This window comes from Ruminococcus bovis (assembly GCF_005601135.1).
In the GTDB taxonomy this organism is placed as follows: Bacteria; Bacillota; Clostridia; order Oscillospirales; family Acutalibacteraceae; genus Ruminococcoides; species Ruminococcoides bovis.
In genome coordinates, this window is record NZ_CP039381.1 from 518855 (window position 1) to 539343 (window position 20489).

Below are 20489 nucleotides of genomic sequence, written 5' to 3' on the forward strand. Positions count from 1 at the left end.
TATAAATAATTTTATTTTAAAGGTGAATTATGAAAGCAAGTGATTTTATTGTTTCTTACTTAAAGGAACAAGGTATTAAAGATATATTCGGTTATCAAGGTACAATGATTGCTCACTTTGTTGATTCTGTTTGTAAAGCTGATGGAATAGAAAACCATATGTGTTACAACGAACAAGGTGCTGCTTTTGCAGCAGTCGGACTTGCAAAGGCTAGTGGCAAAACTGCTGTAGCTTATTCAACATCAGGACCGGGAGCAATTAACCTAATGAACGGTATTGCCGATGCTTACTATGACAGTGCACCGGTGGTGTTCTTTACCGGTCAGCTAAATGAGTATGAATATACCGGTATCTCAGAGCTAAGACAACAAGGTTTCCAAGAAACTGATGTTGTAAATATGGTTAAGCCAATTACAAAGTATGCAACTCATATTAGCAAGGTTGAGGACCTAAAGTATGAACTTGAAAAGGCTTTTTACATTGCTAACGAAGGCAGAAAAGGTCCTGTTGTTCTGGACATTCCTATGAATGTACAGAGAGAAGATTTGGACTTAGAAAAGGCAAAGTCATTTACCCCACCAAAGGACAAAGTAATTATTAATTACGAAATGGTGGCAACTCAAATTATTGATGAAATTATCAAGGCTGAAAAGCCAATGCTACTACTTGGCAACGGTATTGTAAAAGGAAGTGACTTCCACAAGGATGTTCTTAAATTAGTTAAAGAACTTAACATTCCTGTTATCACTTCCCTACTTGGCAGACACCTTCTTAAAGTTGATGATGAACTTAACTTTGGTTATATCGGTGCTGCTTACGGTCACAGATATGCAAACATTCTTGCATATAAAAAGTCAGACCTTATTGTTTCCTTAGCTTGTTCTTTCTGTAAAAGACAGACCGGTGGCAAAAGTGAGAACTTTGCTAAGAATGCAAAAATTATCAGAGTTGATATAGACAGAAACGAATTGCTAAGAAAAGTTCACAGTGATGAAACTCACTACTGTTGTGACTGTGAAAAATTAGTAAAAGCTATGCTAAAGGTTCTTAAGGACAAGAAGGTTGACAAAACTTCTTGGGTAGAAACCTGTAAGAAAGTTAAAGAACCACTTGTTGACTTTGACAATCACAGTAAAGAAAGAGAACCTAATAAGTTTATTGACCTTATTTCAAACTATGCAACAGATGATACTGTTGTTTGTTGTGATGTTGGACAACATCAGGTTTGGATGGGACAATCCTTTAAGATTACAGATAACCAAAGGTTACTGTTCTCAGGTGGCCATGGTGCAATGGGATTTGCACTTCCTGCTGCTATCGGTGCTTATTACCTAAACAAAAAGCCTACTGTTGCAGTTTGTGGTGACGGTGCTTTCCAGATGAATATTCAAGAACTACAATGGGTTAAGAGAGAGAACTTGCCTGTTACTTCTATTGTGCTAAACAATGAAAGTCTTGGTCTTATTCAGCAACAACAAGATGATTTCTTTGATGGAAACCACTTTGGTTCTACTGCTGAGGGTGGCTATGATGCACCTGTATTCAAGAATATCGGTGAGGCTTATGGTATCAATTCCTATAGCGTTAACAGTATTGAGGAACTTGAAGATACACTAAAAACTATTGACAAAACAAAGCCAAACTTAATTGAAGTACACCTTGACATTAAGTCAAAGGCTTATCCAAAGACTTATTTTGGTGAAGAAATGTACAACCAAAAACCATATATTGATAAAGAACTTATGGAGGAGATTTTGGCTTATTAAGTCAATAGATTAGGAGAAAATATGAAAAAGGTTATTACTTACGGAACATTCGATTTGTTCCATCAAGGTCATTATAATATTATTAAAAGAGCAAAGGCATACGGAGATTATCTGATTGTTGGTGTAACCTCCGAAAGTTATGATATTGAGAGAGGTAAACTTTCTGTTCACGATTCACTTCTTACAAGAATTGAAAATGTTAAGAAAACAGGTTTAGTTGATGAAATTATTGTTGAAGAATATTTAGGTCAAAAGACTAGAGATATTATTCAGTATGATATTGATACACTTGTTGTTGGTAGTGACTGGATTGGCAAGTTCGACCACCTAAAGCAGTACTGCAATGTTGTTTACCTAGAAAGAACAAAGAATATTTCTTCCACTCAGATTAGAGAAAAAAGCAGTGCAATCAGAAACTTTGGTGTTATTACCGACAATGCTGATGACCTAGGTGTTGTTAGCGAAACTAAGTATGTTTCCGGTATTCACATTGAAAGAGTATTTAGTGAAGATATTGATGTAGCTGAGGAATTCTGTAATAAGTATGAACTAAATTCTTATGGCAACTGCTTTGAAAAGTTCTGTCAGGACCTTAGTATTGTATATATTAAGTGCGACTTAGAAAAGCGATACAACTACATTAAGCAATGTATTGAAAAAGGTGTTCATGTTATTTGTGAATTTCCTTTCTCACTTGATAATGAAAAGTGTCAGGAACTAAACAAACTTGCAAGAGAAAAGAATGTTATCCTTATGGAAAACATTGTTATGGTTTACCTAAGAGCTTTCTCTCAATTTCTATGGATTGCCGACAGTAACGAAGTTGGCAAGGTGTTAAGCATTGATATTGGTATGAGTAACGATTTCTTTGAATACGAAAAGACTCTTGAAGATATGTCTGTACTTGCTATTACTGCTGTAACAAAGCTACTTGGTACTGAGGCTAAGTACATTTCAAAGAATCTAATTCCGGGTAACGAAGATGGTGAAGAATACTGTTCAATGTTCTTTAGATATGAAGATGCAGTTGCAAGAATTGAAATAGGTAAGAACATTGATTTACACAACCACCTAACTGTTATCGGTACTAAGGGCAGAATTGTTCTTGAGGATGACTGGTGGAACACAGGTTACTTTAAGGTTATTAAGAATGGTTGCAAAAAGGTTGACAGAAGGTCATTTAACTTTGAAGGTACAGGCTTCCGTTACTTAATTCAAGAACTGCTGATTATGCTTAGAGATGAAAGATATGAGTGTAATCGTCTAACAGATGATGAGGCTTGTTCAATTCTAAAGGTACTAAACAAATTAGAAGACTGATAAAAGCAAAGAGGTTCTCACCTAAGTGATAACCTCTTTTTTGGTATAAAATATGGATAAAGAGAATAAAAAAACTCTATCTCACTCTATGGGGAATGTTGCTATAATCTTTGTCACATTGATGTTTTCAATTTTCCCCTTATATTTGTCAGATAGATATTATTTCATAAGACATGACAAGCTATATGCCTTTTATGTTTTAGCCGGTTTACTTGTTATTGTAATGGGTAATGTTTTTCTTGTTCATTACAATAAAAGAGAAAAAGAAAATAAAATAGAAAACAAGAAAAATAAATTTTCCTTTACCGATTACGGAATGATAGGATTTTTCATTTCTGCTATTATAAGCACACTTATTTCTGACTATAAATTTGACAGTCTTACCGGTGCATTAGGTAGGAACAATGGGCTTATACTTATCTTTGCTTACTTTGTTATTTATTTTATAATTTCCAGAACATACAGAGAAAACAAAGTTGTTCCTATAGTTATGGCAGTTGTTTCATCAGTCGTAGCATTTATAGGAATTTTGCAACAGTTCTACTGGGACCCACTGAATTTATACAACGGTATGAGTTCAAGTCAATACACAAAGTTCATTTCTACAATAGGCAACAGAAATATTTTTTCAGCTTATTTAACTATTGTAATGCCACTTTGTATGGTACTATTTATTCTTTCAAAGAAATATTATCAAAAGATAATTTACGGTGTATCTACTGTAATCACCTTTGGTGGTATAGTTTGTTGCAACAGTGATGGCAGTATCTTAGGTACATTGGGACTGTTTGTATTTTGCTATATATTCTTTATTAGAAATTTAAAGGACTTTTCAAACCTACTGATTATCACTTCACTAATGCTTATAGGGTGTAAAGTTATCAGATATTTCTCTTATATTATGGATGACTACAGTATGGGATTTAGTGCAATAGAAAGTACTTTAGTCTATGGCAACACCTATGTTGTAATAGGAATTACCCTTGTTTTAGGAATTTTCTTAAATATTTTTAGTGAAGAAAAAGGCATTACAAAGACACCAAAGGTCATTACCCTATCACTTATTTTCCTAACAATATTACTGTTTGCTTTAGGGGTATTTGCATTTTGCTACTTTACCTTTATTGACACAAAAACATCCTTAAGAGGTGCTATGAAGTACTTTAGATTTAACGACAGTTGGGGTACTCACAGAGGCTTTATGTGGATAAGAGGCATTTACATTTTCCTAAATGTAAATATTATTCAAAAGCTATTCGGTACAGGTTGTGATACCTTTGGTCAGATTATGACTGATATGGGGTACAATGATGAGCTGATGGCTTTCAAGAATGAAACAACCAATGCTGCCCATAATATCTACCTAAATTACCTTGTAACAGTTGGAATAATGGGTGTGTTGTCTTACATTACTTTTGTGGTTTCTGCCCTTATACGAGGAATTAAGAGAAGTTTAAGCAATAAATATTGTGTTGTCCTTGTGGCAAGTGTTATTTCTTACAGTATCCAAGCAATTGTCAATATTGACCAGCCTATCACCACTCCCCTGTTTATTGTAATTGTTGCATTGCTTGAAAACCAAAACAGAATAAAAGCATAAGAAAATGGATTGATAGAACTAAAACTATCAATCCATTATTTTTATCTATTGTCTATATTCTTTTTAATTTGGTCGTAGGTTACGCCGTATTTCTCTGCAATATCTTTAGCATAAGAAACACCCTGTGGTGGTGCAATCTCACACTTAAAACTTCTGTGACCGTCTTTCATACCGGTAACAAGGCTTTGGACTTTACTCCTATAACTATCATCACTGTTGTATTCATCAAGGTGATGGGCAAGTTCATGCATATGTGTGTTAAATACTGAACGAACACCTAGGTAAGCCATTGCCTTAATAACATCCTTAGCAATAAACACACCCTCAGCAACATTTGTTGTAGCCAAACTTTCGTTAAGCAGAAGTAATGACTTATCGGTTGCAACCTTAAAAATATCAGAAAGCCTTTTGCTTTCTTCTCCTAATCTGCCTAGGTCAACAGTATCGTTTTCATCAGCAGGAAAATGAGTGTAAATGTTGTCAACAGGACTGTAGTTGAACTTTGTTGCAGGTACATAAATACCGGCTTGTGCCAGTAAGAAACAATGACCTACTGCTTGGGTAAATGTAGTTTTGCCACCTCTGTTTGGGCCTGTCATAACATAAATTCTTTGCTCATCATCAAAGGTAATGTCATTACCGATAATGTCAAATTCTTCACCCTTAGTTCGCTTAATTGCAAGTTTTATATTATAAATATCTTCACCGTAAGCCACTCTGTCATCAGGAACTGCAAGTGGTTTACACACAGGTAAATTCTTTTCTTTCATCTTGTCAACAAGTTCGGCAAAACGAATGTAAAAGATAATCTCAGGCATTAAGCCCACTAATGAGTAACCTGAAATATTAACATACTTTTGAAGTGTTGCCTTGATACTTTTTACCATTCTCTTAAGAATATCGGTAACAACCTTCTTTAGACTTTGAGATAATGGGTCATCACCTGTAGCAGAACCTGATGTATCAATATGTACATTAGTATTTGCACCTTGTTGAGCAGAACCGAATTTCATCCTAGTTAAGCTGGGATTTGCCGGATGAAGTTTGTGACTTGAAAGTACTTTTTCATCACTGTTCAATTCTTCCTTTGAACCGGTAAAACCCATAAAGTTCTTTAGGATACCACTGTTAGTAATCTCAAAATTATTTAGAGAGATAACACCGGCATTCTTAGGCTTTAACACACTGTCAAGGTTAACACCAATAGTAACCGACTTGAGGTTCTGAGCTTTTGCCATTGTTTCATCAATATCCTTTTTCAGAATATCAAAACCACCGTTGTTGTAAATATCCTCAATAGTCTGTTTAAGGTCAAGTAGACCTTGTGACTTAATAGGAATAGTGTTTAGAATATTCTTTAGCATTGTGATACATAGCACATAACCGTCAATTTCTCTAAGTCTGTTAATAAGTTGCCACAAGGATGATGCATCACCGTCTTTGTTGAACTTTTCAAGTTCTCGTAAATCCTCTAACTTTTTCAAAAGTTCCACTAAACCATCTCTCAGTTCAGGGAAATTAAGAATATCCTCAAAAACATCTGCTCTATAGTTGATAACATCAATATCACAAGTTAGGTTTGTTAAAATTTTTTTGATACTGTTTTTTTCGTATATATCTTTGGTAAGGCTTTCAACAATGTAATCAACAGAAAGGTCGTTTATAGATTCCTCGGTTAAAGTCATTGTAGAAACTTCCTTACCTTTTGGGTAAAGTAAACTTATATCAGCCATTTGAATTCTCCTTTAAACTATAGTATAATATTAGCACAATTAATCTTAAAAAACAATTAGGAGGTAAATTATGGACGAACTAATTAAGAGAATAAATGAACTTGCTAAGAAGAAAAAATCTGCCGGTTTAACTAAGGAAGAAGCAGAAGAACAGATTGAGCTTAGACAACAGTACCTTGACAAATTCAGAGAAGGCTTTAAGCAAAGACTTGAAAATATTGATGTTGAAACTCCTGACGGTAAGGTTAGACCTTTAACCGAATTTAAGAAGAAAAACAATGACAATATTCAGTAATTAATATTTGCTTTTATTTTGCATTTTTAACCACCGGCCTTGCCGGTGGTTTTTCTTTTGCCAGAGTTTTTTTAATTTTGTTTGTGGGTAACGGAAAATCGGTTCTGTAAATTTGGGTTTGTGGGGATGTTTATGTAGTGTAGGTTAATTAGATAGTAACCGATTAATACATCTTATTTATAGTTTTTCCCTCCTTCAGTCATTCTTTAAAAGGTGAATTGCTCTGCAATTCACGAATGACAGCTTCCTCGTCTGAGGAAGCCAAACACAATATGTACAAATTTGTAAGTTTGTACACAAAAAAGAAATTATACAGACCTTGTTGCCTCCCTCGCTGAGGGAGGTGGCTTTGCGTATGCAAAGACGGAAGGAGTGGTTGGAATTGTAAATTCATTTACAATTCCATATTATCTGAAACTTTCCTTTATTTCTAACTATTAAATGTAACAAGCATTATGAGTTCAGGTGTAGGGGCGAACAGTGTTCGCCCGTTTAATAGTAAAATGTTTTATGTAACTTAGTCCTATGTAGAAACTAAAAATTATAACTTACCATATAGGGCAAAGTACCTATATAAAGGCTAGTTTGTAACGGGACATCAATTAAGTGAACATCAAAGAAAACGAGCATAGGCGAAGTTTGATTTGCTAATGTGAACTTATGCAAAAGTTTTTGTAAAAAACTTTTGTTGAAAGACCCTACACCTGTTAGCCATACTTTTGTGATAATATAAGGTATGATAATTTTGCAAATTTTCCTTTATACTCAACTAAATTTATAACAAATTCACCTTAACCCACAACTAAAATTATAAAGACAAACCCTAATTTATCAAATTAATCTTTACGCAACGCACAAACAAAATTGAAAATCCTAATTTATCAAATCCACCTTACTCCACAATCAAAATTAAAAAACAAAAGATAACCACCCTAGAAAGGAACTAGGGTGGTTACGGGAGTGGTATAAATAGACTTTTTCAAATCTCTTATTAATTATTTATATTAATTTTCCAATTAACTAAATCAATTTTTCAATTATCTAAATCAATTTTCCGATTAACTAAATCAATTTTTCAATTATCTAAATCAATTTTTCAATTATCTAAATCAATTTTTCAATTATCTAAATCAATTTTTCAATTATCTAAATCAATTTTCAATTATCTAAATCAATTTTCAATTATCTAAATCAATTCTTCAATTAACCAAATCAATTCTTCAATTAACTAAATCATTTTTTAATTGACTTAATCATTTTCTTAATTAACTGAATAAATTTTAAATCTATTTAAACTGACATCAATATAGAATGACAATCAATTTAAAACCAACTAAATATCTATTCCCTTTTAGCACAAGGGAGTTTTTAATAAATATCAAATTGCATATATAATTTAGAATTTTGAATTTAAAATTTAAAGATTAAGCAATAGCATATTTATCGTAATACTTTTCATATTTTTCTTGGAACAGAGGGTTTGACTTCTTTAGGTACTTACTTTGTTCATGAATACCCATACTTTCTCTATTTGCTTCAATAATGCAAAGGGCAATGTTGTTGCAATGGTCAGACACTCTTTCAAGAATTGTTGTAATATCTGATAGGACAAAGCCCATTTCAATAGTACAACCTTTGTTCTGTAATCTCTTAATATGGTTCTTTTGAAGTTGATTCTTTAGTTCATCAATAACTTCTTCAAGAGGTCCGATTTCTGCTGCTGACCTTAAGTCATCATCAGTTAAAGTCTTTAGAGTGTAGTTAAGGATTTCTTCAACTGCACAGTACATTTGCTTAATTTCTTTCTTTGCAGTATCTGAGAAAGTCAAGCTTTTCTCATCAATTTCCTTAGCTGAACTCATTAGACCTACTGCATGGTCGGAAATTCTCTCTAAGTCACCGATTAGGTGAAGATACTTCGATACTGTTAAGTTATCCTTATCAGTTAAACTTTGAGCAGATAAACCAAGTAGATAGTTACCGATATTATCTTCCAGCTTATCAACTTTCTTTTCGGAATTTCTAATTTCTTCAGCAATGTTTTGGTCATACTTTAGAATTAGTGAAAAAGCACTTTTGATAGATGTAAATGCTTCAGTTGCCATCTGAATAACAACCTTTGAACAGTTTTCAATAGCTACTGCAGGTGTTGCATATAGTCTTGTATCAAGAGTTTGAATTTTCTGTTCCTTGTGATTATCTCTGACAATAATACAAGCTAACTTTTCTAACTGTTTAGTTAGTGGGATGAATGTTAAAGTACATAGCACATTAAATACTGAGTGAACAATAGCAATACCCATTACACCGATTTGGTTGGCTAAGAAGTCAAAGTGAATAAACATATTCAGAACTTCAAAAACAGTTAGCCAAATAATTGTACCACCAATGTTAAAGCATAGGTGAACTACTGCTGCTCTTTTAGCACCTTTGTTTGCACCGATTGAAGAAATCAAAGCAGTTACACAAGTACCGATGTTCTGACCCATAATAATTGGAATAGCAGAACCGAATGTAATTTGACCTGTTGAGCTTAGTGCCTGTAGAATACCTACTGATGCTGATGAACTCTGAATAACTGCTGTAAGAATTGCACCGGCTAATACACCAAGAACAGGATTAGTGAACATTAAAAGAATGTCCTGAAATTCCGGTACATCCTTAAGTGGAGCAACTGCATCACTCATAGATTCCATACCGAACATTAGGACTGCAAAGCCAAGAAGAATTTGACCAACATCTTTACTCTTATTACTCTTTAGGAACATATAAAGGATAATACCGATAAGGGCAAGGATTGGTGTAAATGAACTTGGCTTTAATAGGCTGACAAAGATATTGTCACTCTGAATACCTGTTAAACTAAGTATCCATGAAGTTACTGTAGTACCGATGTTAGCACCCATAATAACGCTGATGGCTTGTCTTAGTACCATAATACCTGAGTTTACAAAGCCAACAACCATAACTGTAGTTGCTGAACTGGACTGGATTACTGCTGTAACTGCAAGACCTAGCAAAAGACCTTTCCACTTGTTAGATGTCATTCTTGCTAAGATAGATTCCAGCTTACCACCTGCTCTTTTCTCAAGTGCATCTCCCATAAACTGCATACCAAAAAGAAACAGTGCCAGTCCACCAACTAGATTTAATATGTTTAGAATACCCATACTCATTTCTCCTATTTTCATATTATCTTCATTCTAACAGTACAATGTAAAATATAAGTTTTGGTGAATGTTAAATCTATGTTAAATGTTAAATTTATTTTAGAATTTCTGAATTTTATTTAAAAAGAAAGAAAAGGCAACCCAAAATATGGATTGCCTCTCTAAATGAGTAAGGGAAAATTAATGAAAAAGTTAATTCATATCCTTGTGAACACCTGTAATTGAATAAACAACCCATTCAGCAATATTTACTGAGTGGTCACCTATTCTTTCAAGATACTTTGCAACCATTAGTAGGTCAACACAAAGTTCAGCATCTGTATTACTTTGAATCATCTGAATAAGCTCAATCTTAACTTTATCAAAGTAGTTGTCAATAATATCATCATCAAGAATAGCACTTTGTGCCATTTCAAGATTTTTTTCTGAGAAAGATGTTACTGCTTTCTTTACAAGGTCAATAGTTGCCTTAAACATATCCTTTAGGTGAATTTTTCCGTTAAATTCACAGTTATTGATATATCCTGAAAGTTCAGTAATATCAGAAGCCTGGTCACCGATTCTCTCCATATCGGAAATCAGCTTTAGTGCAGAAGAAACTGTTCTTAAGTCACTTGCTACAGGTTGCTGATGTAGTAAAAGTCCCATACATAGCTTTTCGATATAGTCTTCACTATGGTTAATTTCTTTTTCATAGAAATTTACATTCTTTGCATATTCCTTGATTTTGTCAGCATTATCTCCAACAACAGTTTGAGATGCATTTTCGATTGCCTTTTCACATAGGCTACCCATATACTTTACGCTTGAATATAGGTCTTCAAGTTGTCTGTTAAAGTTATCTCTCATAATTATCCGAACCTTCCTGAAATATAATCTTCTGTTTTCTTATTCTTTGGTGTTGAGAAAATCTGATGTGTGTCACCATATTCAATAACCTCACCAAGTAGGAAAAATGCAGTTTTGTCAGAAATTCTGGCTGCCTGTTGCATTGAGTGAGTAACAATAACAATTGTGTATTTGTCCTTTAGTTCAAGTGTTAAGTCCTCAATCTTTGATGTAGAGATTGGGTCAAGGGCTGATGTTGGTTCATCCATCAGGATTACTTCCGGATTAACTGTTAAGGCTCTGGCAATACATAGTCTTTGTTGCTGACCACCTGAAAGTGCTAAGGCTGACTTCTTTAGTTTATCCTTAACTTCATCCCACAAAGCAGCTTGACGAAGAGTTGTTTCTACAATTTCGTTAAGTTCACTTTTCTTTCTGATACCATGAGTAATAGGACCATAAGTTAGGTTATCGTAAATACTCATTGGAAATGGGTTTGGATGCTGGAATACCATACCTACTCTTTTTCTAAGAGTGTTAACATCAATATCCTTGAAAATATCTTGACCATCTAAAAGCACCTGACCCTCAATCTTACAACCCTCAACAAGGTCATTCATTCTGTTAAGTGTCTTTAGTACAGTTGATTTACCACAACCGGATGGTCCAATAAAAGAGGTGATTTTGTTTTGTTCAATACCAAGGTTAATACCCTTGATAGCCTTGAAATCTCCATAATGAAGTACAAGGTCATTTATATCAAATTTGTTCATTATTTCTCCTTATTTCTTTGCAAGTTTCTTTGCAATAAAGTTTGATAGTGCGTTGATACCAACAACAAGTAGTAGAAGTATAACTGCAGTTGCATAGGCTTGGTTGGTAAATAAACCCTCTGACAACAAGCAATATAGGTGAACTGAAAGTGTTCTTGCTGAGTCTGTAAGGCTTGTTGCAGTTTCTGCTACTGTACCTGATGTATAGATAAGTGCTGCTGTTTCACCAACAATTCTACCGATTGCCAGGATAACACCGGAAAGAATACCCGGAATTGCAGTTGGTACAATAATCTTAAAGATTGTTCTGATTTTACCTGCACCTAAACCGAAAGAACCCTCTCTGTATGAATTAGGTACTGCAAGTAGTGCCTCTTCCGTTGTTCTGATAATTGTTGGAAGAACCATCATTACAAGTGTAAGTACACCGGCTATCATTGAGTAACCCCAACCTAAAGCAATAACAAATGCTAGGAAACCAAATAGACCAAATACAATTGAAGGAATACCGGCTAGGGTTTCTGTTGTAACTCTAATAACTTTAACCAGCTTACTGCCTTTCTTAGCATATTCAACAAGATAAACTGCTGAGAAAATACCGATAGGTACTGCAATTAGCAGTGTTAAAAATGTAATAAACACTGTGTTAAAGATTGATGGTAACATTGACTGATTCTTGGAGTTATAGTGTAGACTAAACAAATCAGATGTTAAGTTAGGAATACCGTTTACAAGTATGTAAATAATAATAAATATAATACTTGCTACAGTTACTACTGCTGCCAAACCTATTAATATCAGTAGTACAAATGAAAGAGGGTGTTTTAAATATGTCTTTAGCTTATCCATTATTTATCCTTCTTTCTTATTACTATTGAGAAACATATGTTGATTATTAAGATAAACACAAACAGTACAACTGCTGTTGCAATAAGTGCTTCTCTGTGGAGGCCTGTTGCATATGCCATTTCCATAACGATGTTACTTGTAAGTGTTCTGACACCACTTGTAATGCTATTTGGCATAATTGCCTGGTTACCTGCTACCATTACAACTGCCATTGTTTCACCGATAGCTCTACCGATACTTAGGATAATACCTGACATAATACCACTTTTAGCTGCCGGAATAACTGTCTTAAAGATACTTCTTTCTTTAGTTGCACCTAGTGCCAAAGAACCCTCAAAGTACATATTTGGTACTGCTCTGATGGAAGATTCTGTTGTGTTAATAATTGTTGGCAAAATCATAATACCAAGTAGAATTGATGCAGTTAAGATACCTTTACCACTTGTATGAGTTAGCTCCTGAATAATTGGAACTACAACTACCAAGCAGAAGAAACCATAAACAACTGACGGAATACTTGCCAGTAGGTTAATAAGTGGCTTTATCACTTTATAAATTTTCTTTGGACAATAACAAGCTAAGAATACTGCAGTCAAAATACCGATAGGAACACCGATTACAATTGCACCGGCAGTAACATAAATACTTGCTACAATCATTGGGAAGATGCCAAACTCCCCTGAATTAGGTCTCCAATGTGTACCGAATATAAAGTCCGTAAAACCAATTTTGCCTATTGCAGGAACACCGTTTGCAAAGATAAAAATACAAATTACTGCAACTGCTAAAATTGAAATACAAGCACACAATAGAAACAGAATTTTCATTAGGACTTCTTTTACATTACTCAAACTAATTCTCCGTTCTAAAGTTATAGGCAGAGGGTTAACTCTGCCTAAATGTTTCTTTCGATTTTACTTGATGTGGTCCCAAGAAGTTGTTTCGCCAAGATAAATTGACTTAATTTGGTCAGATGTTAGATTATCAATTGAATTGTTTTTGTTTACGATTACTGCAATACCGTCCATAGCAATTTTCTTTGTTGCTAGAGTTTTTGCTTCATCATCCTTTAGTTCACGAGATGACATACCAATATCAACTGCTTTTTCTGTAGCTGACTGGATACCTGCTGTTGAACCTGATTCCTGAATTTCGATTGTTACACCAGGGTTTAGCTTCTTGTATTCATCAGCAATTACATTCATTAGAGGAGCAACTGATGTTGAACCTGCAACTGTGATTTTACCCTTTAGGCCACTAGCCTTATAAGATTTACCACTTTCTACTGAGATGTAACCTTCTTTATCAACTGTCTTCTGACCTTCGTCACTCATAATGAAGTTGATTAGGTCTTCAGCAAGTTTTGAAAGTTTACCGTCATAATAACATAGGTTAAATGGACGAGAGATCTTGTACTTACCACTCTTTACATTTTCAGCAGTACCTTCAATACCGTCAACTGTTACTTCCTTAACTGAGTCAGAAAGTGAACCTAGAGAAACATAACCGATTGCATTGTCGTTACCCTGAACTGTTGTCATCATAACTGATGTACTGTTTGTGATTTCAGCACTTTCTGTTGTTGCGTCATTTTCCTTGTCATCTACAATACCAAGTAGTTCTGTGAAAGCACCACGAGTACCTGAACCGTCTTCTCTTGATACAACAGTAATGTCACCTGTTACTTTGTTACCATTACTACTGTCACTGCTACTGTTGTTTGAACTACCACAACCAACTAGTGAAATTGCAACTAAAGCAATTACCATAACTGAACATATTAACTTTTTCATCTTTTCTTTTACCTCTTTTTTTAATTTAGATTTTATTTTTTCTGTACCTCTCAAGTACAACTTTATCTTACTATTACTTTGTTAAATCAAAAATCTAGGAAAAGTTAAATGTAAATTTATTTTTGTTAAGTTATGTTAAATCTTTCCCCATAAAATTTCACAATTCTACACCTTTCGACATTTTATATAAAATAAAAAAATAGCCTAGATAAATTCTAAGCTATTTTGCTTTAAGGTTTTTAATTTTGATTTTAGGTCAAGATAAGTTTCATAAATTAGTTTTTTTATTTTGATTGTAGGCTAAGGTTAATCAGTTCTACAAATTTGGGTTTGTGGTGATGTTTAAATACTAAAAAGTGTATACTATGTCATTTCTCTCTTGTATACCAAGGTATTGCACAATTAATAATATAACAATATTATGTAGCATAAACAGTACCGATTTTTATATCATATTATGGCTCACAGTCGTAGGGGCGAACATTGTTCGCCCGTTTAATAGTAAAATGTTTTATGTAACTTAGTCCTATGCAGAAACTAAAAATTATAACTTACCATATAGGGCAAAGTACCTATATAAAGGCTAGTTTGTAACGGGACATCAATGATGTCCCCTACACCTGTAACTCATAATTTTTCTTATATTTTATAGTTAGAAATAGAGGAAAGTTTCAGCTATGATGATATTTTAAACAAGTTTAAAATATCAATCACTCCTTCAGTCGATTTATAAAAGGTAAATTGCCGTACCGTCAATTTACAATCGACAGCTCCCTCAGCGAGGGAGCCTTTGTCTTTACTATAATTTTTAATTATTTATTAGTCTGTACTATTTAAAAAATTTGTGTACTAGTTTTTTAGATTTGTACAAACTGTGTCTGCCTCCCTCGCTGAGGGAGGTGTCACCGAATGGTGACGGAAGGAGTGATTGGAATTGTAAATTCATTTACAATTCCATATTAACTGAAACTATCAAATAGCACCACAAACCCTAATTTATCGAACTAACCTTTACCCACAGACAAAATAGAAAATGAAAAACTAAAATTTATAATTTTCTCTTAGCAAGGTGATTTCTGATTTATAGCCGTCTAAATCATTTGGTGTTTCTAGGAAGAAAGGCAAGTCCTTTAGCTTAGGGTGATTGATAACACCAACTAGGGCATCTAAGCCGATACCACCTTCACCGATTTTTTCGTGACGGTCTTTGTGGCAACCTAAGAAATTTTTACTGTCGTTTAGGTGGATGGCCTTTAGCTTATGAATACCGATAATCTTATCAAATTCTTCCAGCACATCTTCCAAATTGTCTTTAATATCATAGCCACCGTCAAATACATGGCAAGTGTCTAAGCAAACACCCATCTTTTCATTAAGGGTAACACCATCAAGTATTTCTTTTAATTCCTGAAATTTTGAGCCTACCTCTGTACCTTTACCTGCCATAGTTTCTAATAACACTGTTGTAGTCATATCTTCAAACAAAACTTCATTCAGTTGATTTACAATAAGCTCTATTCCCTTTTCTATGCCTTGTCCTACATGACTGCCGGGATGAAAGTTATATAAGTTGTTTGGCAGATACTCCATTCTTCTTAAATCATCTTTCATTGTCTCAAGGGCGAATTCCCTAGTCTTTTCGGTTTTTGAACAAGGATTAAGGGTATATGGTGCATGGGCTAAAATTTTTGAAAAGTTATTTTCTTTCATATATTCAAGCAAAGCGTTTGTATCTTTAGAATCAATTTCTTTAGCCTTGCCACCTCTTGGGTTTCTGGTGAAAAATTGAAATGTATTTGCACCGATTGAAGTAGCCTCTTTGCCACAAGCTAAAATTCCTTTTGATATTGATAAATGTGCTCCTATATTTAGCATAATTTTCTCCTTATAATTTATAATCAACTTTGTCTTTTATTTTAAGTGACTCTTCTGTTACATTACAATCTAAACATAAAATCTCAACACCACAGTTATAGGCTTTAATAAGTGCATCACCAAAAGCCTTATGTGTCACATTATTAGGTGTAAAGTACTTTACATTATCCATCTGAATAACAAATGCTATTACTGTATTATAGCCTTGTTCTTTAGCTTTAATCAGTTCTTCAATGTGCTTAATTCCTCTTTCTGTAGGTGCATCGGGAAAAGATACAACACCATCATTCTCAAGGGTAACACCCTTAACCTCTATTAAAAATTTTTCTTCATTACTTTCACAATAGAAGTCAATCCTTGATGAACCATATTTATATTCAGGTTTTATGTAAGTTAGATTATCCCTAAATTTGCCACTTTGCAAATACTCATAAAACACCTTGTTAGGGGCTTGACTGTCCATATTAATAAGTCTGTCACCCTTATAAACTGCCACAAGGTCATACTGAGTTTTACGGTTAGGGTTGTCGCTTTTCTCACAAAGTACAGTTGCATTATTAGTTAAAAGTTCCCTACATCTGCCGGTATTCTTAACATGGACAACTTCTTCATTGCCATTTATGTTTACATATGCAATAAACCTATTAGGTCGTTTAAGGAAAGTTCCTTTAAAAATTCTGTTATATTTCATATTATTACCTCATAAAAATTATATTATAAATCAGTAACTTTTTCAATAATATATAATATGCAAAGTTTTCTTAGTTTGTACAATATAATAATTGTTTTGTAGAGTTTTGTATGGTATAATATTAATTGTTAATAATTCGTCAAATTATGACACAAGACATTATGGAGGAAGATTATGAAATGTAACAAATGTGGTCAGGATATTCCTGATAACGCAACTTTCTGCACAAATTGTGGTAACAAAATTGAACAGCCACAGCAGAACCCTAACCCAAATGTTCAACAGGCTAACCAAGTTCCAAATCAGAACCCACAGGTTAACCAAAATCCACAGGTTAATAACGGTATGCCAAACCAGCAACCACAGTTTAACCAAAACCCACAGTTCAATCAAGCACCTAACCGTAACCCTCAGTTCAACGGTATGCCTAATCAGAATGTTCCTTATGGCAACCCAATGCCACAACAGAATGTAATGGCTGAACCATCACCTATTCTAACTTGGTTTAACAGTGCTAAGGATGTATTCCTAGATTTCTTCAAGAAAGGTTACATTGAAAAGCCAACAACACTACTAACAGAAAAGAACCATATGTGGTTAGTGTTTGCAGTTGTAGCAGTTGTTTTCGGTGCTTTAAAGGGACTATTCTCATCCCTTGATTATTATTCAGGCAAGTTTGCTTATACACTAAGTGGCTTCGTAACAATCGGTGCAATGTTCTTTGCTTTTGCTACTGCACTGTTTATCTATGCTAAGATGGCAAAGAATGATAAGGTTACTTACATAAATGCACTTAACGGTACTGCCGGTGCTTTTCTACCGGTTATCCTGGCTACTGTAGCTAACTGTTTGGTTACATTTGTTAACAGTGGTCTTGCTTACAATGTTGAACTTGCTTCAAACATTATGTTCTTTGTACTATTCCTAAAACTAATCAACAAGGTTGTTGAAGGTAGCAAGTACCAAAATTCATTCTGGTTTGATGCACTTGCAATTCTATGCCCTTACTTAGTATATAAAGCAGTAACTGCTATTATGTACTCAATCACTACTGCATCAAGCATTTTAAGTATGTTTAGTGGTTTATCAAACTTAATGTAACATAACAAGTTTCAATTTAGAGAGTCTTTATCGGCTCTCTTTTTTGTTAGTACTTTTGGTAATTATAAAATAAACATTAGTACATATTTTGTGCATTTGTGAATTTATTAACATTTCCCTTGTAATATGTCGAATTCTGTGATATACTTAATCAGTAATTATTTACAAGTAATTATTTTCTTAGAAAAAAGAATATGGAGGACACATTATGAAATGTAAAAACTGTGGTGCTAATCTTCAGGACAACGCTACTTTCTGTGGCGAATGTGGTGCACCTGTAGAAAATCAGCAGAATGTTCAGCAGAACAATTACACACCAAATCAGCAGAATGTACAGTATGCTAACCAAAACAACTATAACCCAAATCAGCAGAATGTAAATGCTGATGGTGTTAGTGAACAGGAAATCAATGACGGCAAGGTTATGGCAGTTCTTGCTTACCTTGGTTTTCTACTTATTATTCCTGCAATTGCAGCAAACAAGAACAAGTTTGTTCGTTTCCACCTAGGTCAAGGTTTAATCCTATTTATCGCATCAGTAATCGGTGGTTTCCTTTCTTTTATCCCTTATGTTGGTACAGTGCTTAACTCTGCTGTTTCAATCGTTGCATTTGTATTTATGATTTTGGGTATTGTTAATGCTTGTCAGGGTAAGATGAAAGGTCTTCCTCTAATCGGCGATATTCAGATTTTTAAATAATTTGTATTAAAAGTTTTTCTATCCATATGGGAGTGCATTGTTGCACTCCCATTTTTATTTGTTGTATATCCTTTGGTTTGTATAGTTGTAATAAAAATTGTAGCTATCTTAGTATTATAAATTTGGGTTTGTGGGGCTAGATATAAAGTGTTAAATTTTAGCAAATAAGGCTCCCTTGTGTAAAGGGAGCTGTCGCTCGTAAATTGGAAGAATGACAATTTACTTTTAAAGAGCGACTGAGGGATTGTTATGGTACATACTTTTTGCTATATCAATTTTATTCGATAGATGACTTTTATCTAATCGTACAAATTTTATATAGAGAACACAATCTACCGTGACAATCCCTCTGTTTTGCATACGCAAAACATCTCCCTTTACACAAGGGCGACTGGCGAATATGTACAAATTCAAGGTAACTACATAGGACAAAATAACAACAAACTTTTGGCTTACGGTCGTAGGGGCGAACACCGTTCGCCCGTTAAAAAGTGTGATACCTATGGGATTTTTGTCCTGTTTGCAGACAATAAATTTATAATATCAGCATAGGGCATAATACCTTTATTTAGGATAGTTTGTAACGGGCGAACAATGTTCGCCCCTACAGTGTAACTCATAATTCTTGTTATATTTAATAGTTAGAAATAAAGGAAAGTTTCAGATAATATGGAATTGTAAATGAATTTACAATTCCAACCACTCCTTCCGTCTTTGCATACGCAAAGCCACCTCCCTCAGCGAGGGAGGGGTAGATTATAATAACAAGTGCAACACTAAAAAAATAGACAATATGAAAACCAACGTGTAAAATGTAGTTGCAACACCAAACATAATACGGAGGTAATCATATTGTCATATACACATCTTACACTAATTGAAAGAGAATGTCTACAAGAATTTTACGAAAAAGGATATAGCATAAGAAAAATTGCAAAAATACTTGAACGAAGTCCTTCTACAATCAGCAGAGAATTAAAACGGAATTTTAGTAAAAAACGCAAACACTATCATTCTTGGGGCGCACATGTAAAATATTTAGTAAGAAGAAAGGATTGTCATAGAAAAAATAATTTACTCATATACACAGATATATATAATTATGTATTTAATAAATTACATTCCTTTTGGTAACCGAAATAATAGCCGATAAATGGAATTTAAATCATAATATAAAGATTTCTTTTTCTTCTATTTATCGTGCAATTCGTTCCAAATTATTCCCGGGTATTTCACCTGCATCACATCTTAGAAGAAGAGGAAAACCTTACAGAACTGAGCGTAAGACCTACACTAAACATTCTGAAAAATCAATTCATAATCGTGATTCTGTAATTGATGAGAGAGGAAGATTTGGTGATTATGAGGGAGATACAATTTACGGTTCAGTTGGAAAAGGCTATCTTGTTACTGCTATTGATAGAAAATCAAGATTTCTTGTAGCTGCTACCTGTAAAGATAAATCTATTTCATCAATTAATTCAGCTTTTAGAGAAGCTTTTGAAAAGCTTCTTTAAAAATCAAGCCACTTACATTAACTTTAGATAATGGTTCTGAATTTAACGGATATGCTGATATTGAAAAAGATTTAGATTTAGAAATATATTTTGCAGATGTTCATGCTCCTTGGCAACGAGGTTCAAATGAAAATATCAATGGACTATTAAGATTTTTCTTTCCAAGAGGTACTGATTTCAGAAAAGTCACAAGAGCACAACTTGATGCAGTCCTTGATAAAATCAATAATAGACCTAGAAAATGTTTAGACCTTCTTTCACCTATTGACTATTTTAATCAAAGTGTTGCACTTGGTTTGACAATCTAAGAGGCAACAAGGTCTGTATAATTTCTTTTTTTGTGTACAAACTTACAAATTTGTACATATTGTGTTTGGCTTCCTCAGACGAGGAAGCTGTCATTCGTGAATTGCAGAGCAATTCACCTTTTAAAGAATGACTGAAGGAGGGAAAAAGCTATTAATTAGATGAATTAATC

15 protein-coding genes and 1 pseudogene are annotated in these 20489 nt (G+C 33.9%); 7 read left to right on the plus strand and 9 right to left on the minus strand.

Translation table 11 applies throughout. The annotated features are described in order from the left end of the window. The first annotated feature begins 29 nt into the window (after positions 1–29). From E5Z56_RS02520 to E5Z56_RS02530, 3 genes are read left to right on the plus strand one after another with little or no spacing between them, the layout of a single operon-like run. Positions 30–1766 (plus strand): thiamine pyrophosphate-binding protein, encoded by a 1737-nt coding sequence (locus E5Z56_RS02520; protein ID WP_138156380.1) that lies wholly within the window; start codon positions 30–32, stop codon positions 1764–1766. A 21-nt stretch (positions 1767–1787) separates the two neighbouring features. Continuing rightward, on the plus strand, positions 1788–3086 hold the full coding sequence (locus E5Z56_RS02525; protein WP_138156381.1) for a Gfo/Idh/MocA family oxidoreductase: 1299 nt from the start codon (positions 1788–1790) through the stop codon (positions 3084–3086). Between the two features lie 52 nt (positions 3087–3138). Beyond that, entirely contained in the window at positions 3139–4686 is a 1548-nt protein-coding gene (locus E5Z56_RS02530) for an O-antigen ligase family protein (RefSeq protein ID WP_138156382.1), read from the plus strand. 41 nt (positions 4687–4727) lie between these two features. Here the strand turns inward: E5Z56_RS02530 and E5Z56_RS02535 are convergent, their stop codons facing one another. Next, positions 4728–6419, minus strand: a complete 1692-nt coding sequence (locus E5Z56_RS02535; RefSeq protein ID WP_138156383.1) for a MutS-related protein — start codon at positions 6417–6419, stop codon at positions 4728–4730. A 70-nt stretch (positions 6420–6489) separates the two neighbouring features. On the opposite strand from E5Z56_RS02535, the gene E5Z56_RS02540 reads away from it, so the two are divergent. Next, entirely contained in the window at positions 6490–6714 is a 225-nt protein-coding gene (locus E5Z56_RS02540) for a DUF896 domain-containing protein (protein WP_138156384.1), read from the plus strand. A 1424-nt stretch (positions 6715–8138) separates the two neighbouring features. Here E5Z56_RS02540 and E5Z56_RS02545 read toward each other — a convergent pair. The 8 genes from E5Z56_RS02545 to sfsA form a co-directional block, all read right to left on the minus strand. Then, positions 8139–9884: a Na/Pi cotransporter family protein gene (locus tag E5Z56_RS02545; RefSeq protein WP_138156385.1), complete on the minus strand. Its 1746-nt coding sequence runs from the start codon at positions 9882–9884 to the stop codon at positions 8139–8141. 192 nt (positions 9885–10076) lie between these two features. Continuing rightward, positions 10077–10733, minus strand: a complete 657-nt coding sequence (phoU, locus tag E5Z56_RS02550) for a phosphate signaling complex protein PhoU (RefSeq protein ID WP_138156386.1) — start codon at positions 10731–10733, stop codon at positions 10077–10079. Between the two features lie 2 nt (positions 10734–10735). Then, the gene (gene pstB / locus E5Z56_RS02555; RefSeq protein ID WP_138156387.1) at positions 10736–11485 is read right to left on the minus strand and encodes a phosphate ABC transporter ATP-binding protein PstB; all 750 of its coding nucleotides are present in this window, start codon (positions 11483–11485) and stop codon (positions 10736–10738) included. 9 nt (positions 11486–11494) lie between these two features. Next, a complete protein-coding gene (pstA, locus tag E5Z56_RS02560; RefSeq protein ID WP_138156388.1) occupies positions 11495–12334 on the minus strand; it encodes a phosphate ABC transporter permease PstA in 840 nt (279 codons plus the stop codon). Next, positions 12334–13185 (minus strand): phosphate ABC transporter permease subunit PstC, encoded by an 852-nt coding sequence (gene pstC, locus E5Z56_RS02565; protein WP_138156389.1) that lies wholly within the window; start codon positions 13183–13185, stop codon positions 12334–12336. The genes pstA and pstC overlap by 1 nt, the downstream gene beginning before the upstream one ends. Positions 13186–13248: 63 nt before the next feature. Then, a complete protein-coding gene (locus E5Z56_RS02570) occupies positions 13249–14127 on the minus strand; it encodes a substrate-binding domain-containing protein (protein ID WP_138156390.1) in 879 nt (292 codons plus the stop codon). 1041 nt (positions 14128–15168) lie between these two features. Further along, the gene (locus tag E5Z56_RS02575; protein ID WP_138156391.1) at positions 15169–16002 is read right to left on the minus strand and encodes a deoxyribonuclease IV; all 834 of its coding nucleotides are present in this window, start codon (positions 16000–16002) and stop codon (positions 15169–15171) included. Positions 16003–16012: 10 nt separating this feature from the next. Further along, positions 16013–16693, minus strand: coding sequence for a DNA/RNA nuclease SfsA (gene sfsA / locus E5Z56_RS02580; protein WP_138156392.1), 681 nt, complete (start codon positions 16691–16693; stop codon positions 16013–16015). 174 nt (positions 16694–16867) lie between these two features. Between sfsA and E5Z56_RS02585 the strand changes: the two genes are divergently transcribed. The 3 genes and pseudogenes from E5Z56_RS02585 to E5Z56_RS12300 all read left to right on the plus strand — a co-directional run bounded on the left by E5Z56_RS02585 (position 16868) and on the right by E5Z56_RS12300 (position 20319). Further along, positions 16868–17794, plus strand: coding sequence for a zinc ribbon domain-containing protein (locus tag E5Z56_RS02585; RefSeq protein ID WP_138156393.1), 927 nt, complete (start codon positions 16868–16870; stop codon positions 17792–17794). Positions 17795–18002: 208 nt separating this feature from the next. Continuing rightward, on the plus strand, positions 18003–18494 hold the full coding sequence (locus E5Z56_RS02590; protein WP_138156394.1) for a zinc-ribbon domain-containing protein: 492 nt from the start codon (positions 18003–18005) through the stop codon (positions 18492–18494). Between the two features lie 852 nt (positions 18495–19346). Beyond that, positions 19347–20319 (plus strand): annotated as a pseudogene (locus E5Z56_RS12300) (IS30 family transposase). Positions 20320–20489: the final 170 nt, after the last annotated feature.

Excerpts from the sequence above, each read along its gene's own strand:
- E5Z56_RS02520 (WP_138156380.1), top strand. The coding sequence starts at position 30 with ATGAAAGCAAGTGATTTTATTGTTTCTTACTTAAAGGAACAAGGTATT.
- E5Z56_RS02525 (WP_138156381.1), top strand. The coding sequence starts at position 1,788 with ATGAAAAAGGTTATTACTTACGGAACATTCGATTTGTTCCATCAAGGT.
- E5Z56_RS02530 (WP_138156382.1), top strand. The coding sequence starts at position 3,139 with ATGGATAAAGAGAATAAAAAAACTCTATCTCACTCTATGGGGAATGTT.
- E5Z56_RS02535 (WP_138156383.1), bottom strand. The coding sequence starts at position 6,419 with ATGGCTGATATAAGTTTACTTTACCCAAAAGGTAAGGAAGTTTCTACA.
- E5Z56_RS02540 (WP_138156384.1), top strand. The coding sequence starts at position 6,490 with ATGGACGAACTAATTAAGAGAATAAATGAACTTGCTAAGAAGAAAAAA.
- E5Z56_RS02545 (WP_138156385.1), bottom strand. The coding sequence starts at position 9,884 with ATGGGTATTCTAAACATATTAAATCTAGTTGGTGGACTGGCACTGTTT.
- phoU (WP_138156386.1), bottom strand. The coding sequence starts at position 10,733 with ATGAGAGATAACTTTAACAGACAACTTGAAGACCTATATTCAAGCGTA.
- pstB (WP_138156387.1), bottom strand. The coding sequence starts at position 11,485 with ATGAACAAATTTGATATAAATGACCTTGTACTTCATTATGGAGATTTC.
- pstA (WP_138156388.1), bottom strand. The coding sequence starts at position 12,334 with ATGGATAAGCTAAAGACATATTTAAAACACCCTCTTTCATTTGTACTA.
- E5Z56_RS02570 (WP_138156390.1), bottom strand. The coding sequence starts at position 14,127 with ATGAAAAAGTTAATATGTTCAGTTATGGTAATTGCTTTAGTTGCAATT.
- E5Z56_RS02575 (WP_138156391.1), bottom strand. The coding sequence starts at position 16,002 with ATGCTAAATATAGGAGCACATTTATCAATATCAAAAGGAATTTTAGCT.
- sfsA (WP_138156392.1), bottom strand. The coding sequence starts at position 16,693 with ATGAAATATAACAGAATTTTTAAAGGAACTTTCCTTAAACGACCTAAT.
- E5Z56_RS02585 (WP_138156393.1), top strand. The coding sequence starts at position 16,868 with ATGAAATGTAACAAATGTGGTCAGGATATTCCTGATAACGCAACTTTC.
- E5Z56_RS02590 (WP_138156394.1), top strand. The coding sequence starts at position 18,003 with ATGAAATGTAAAAACTGTGGTGCTAATCTTCAGGACAACGCTACTTTC.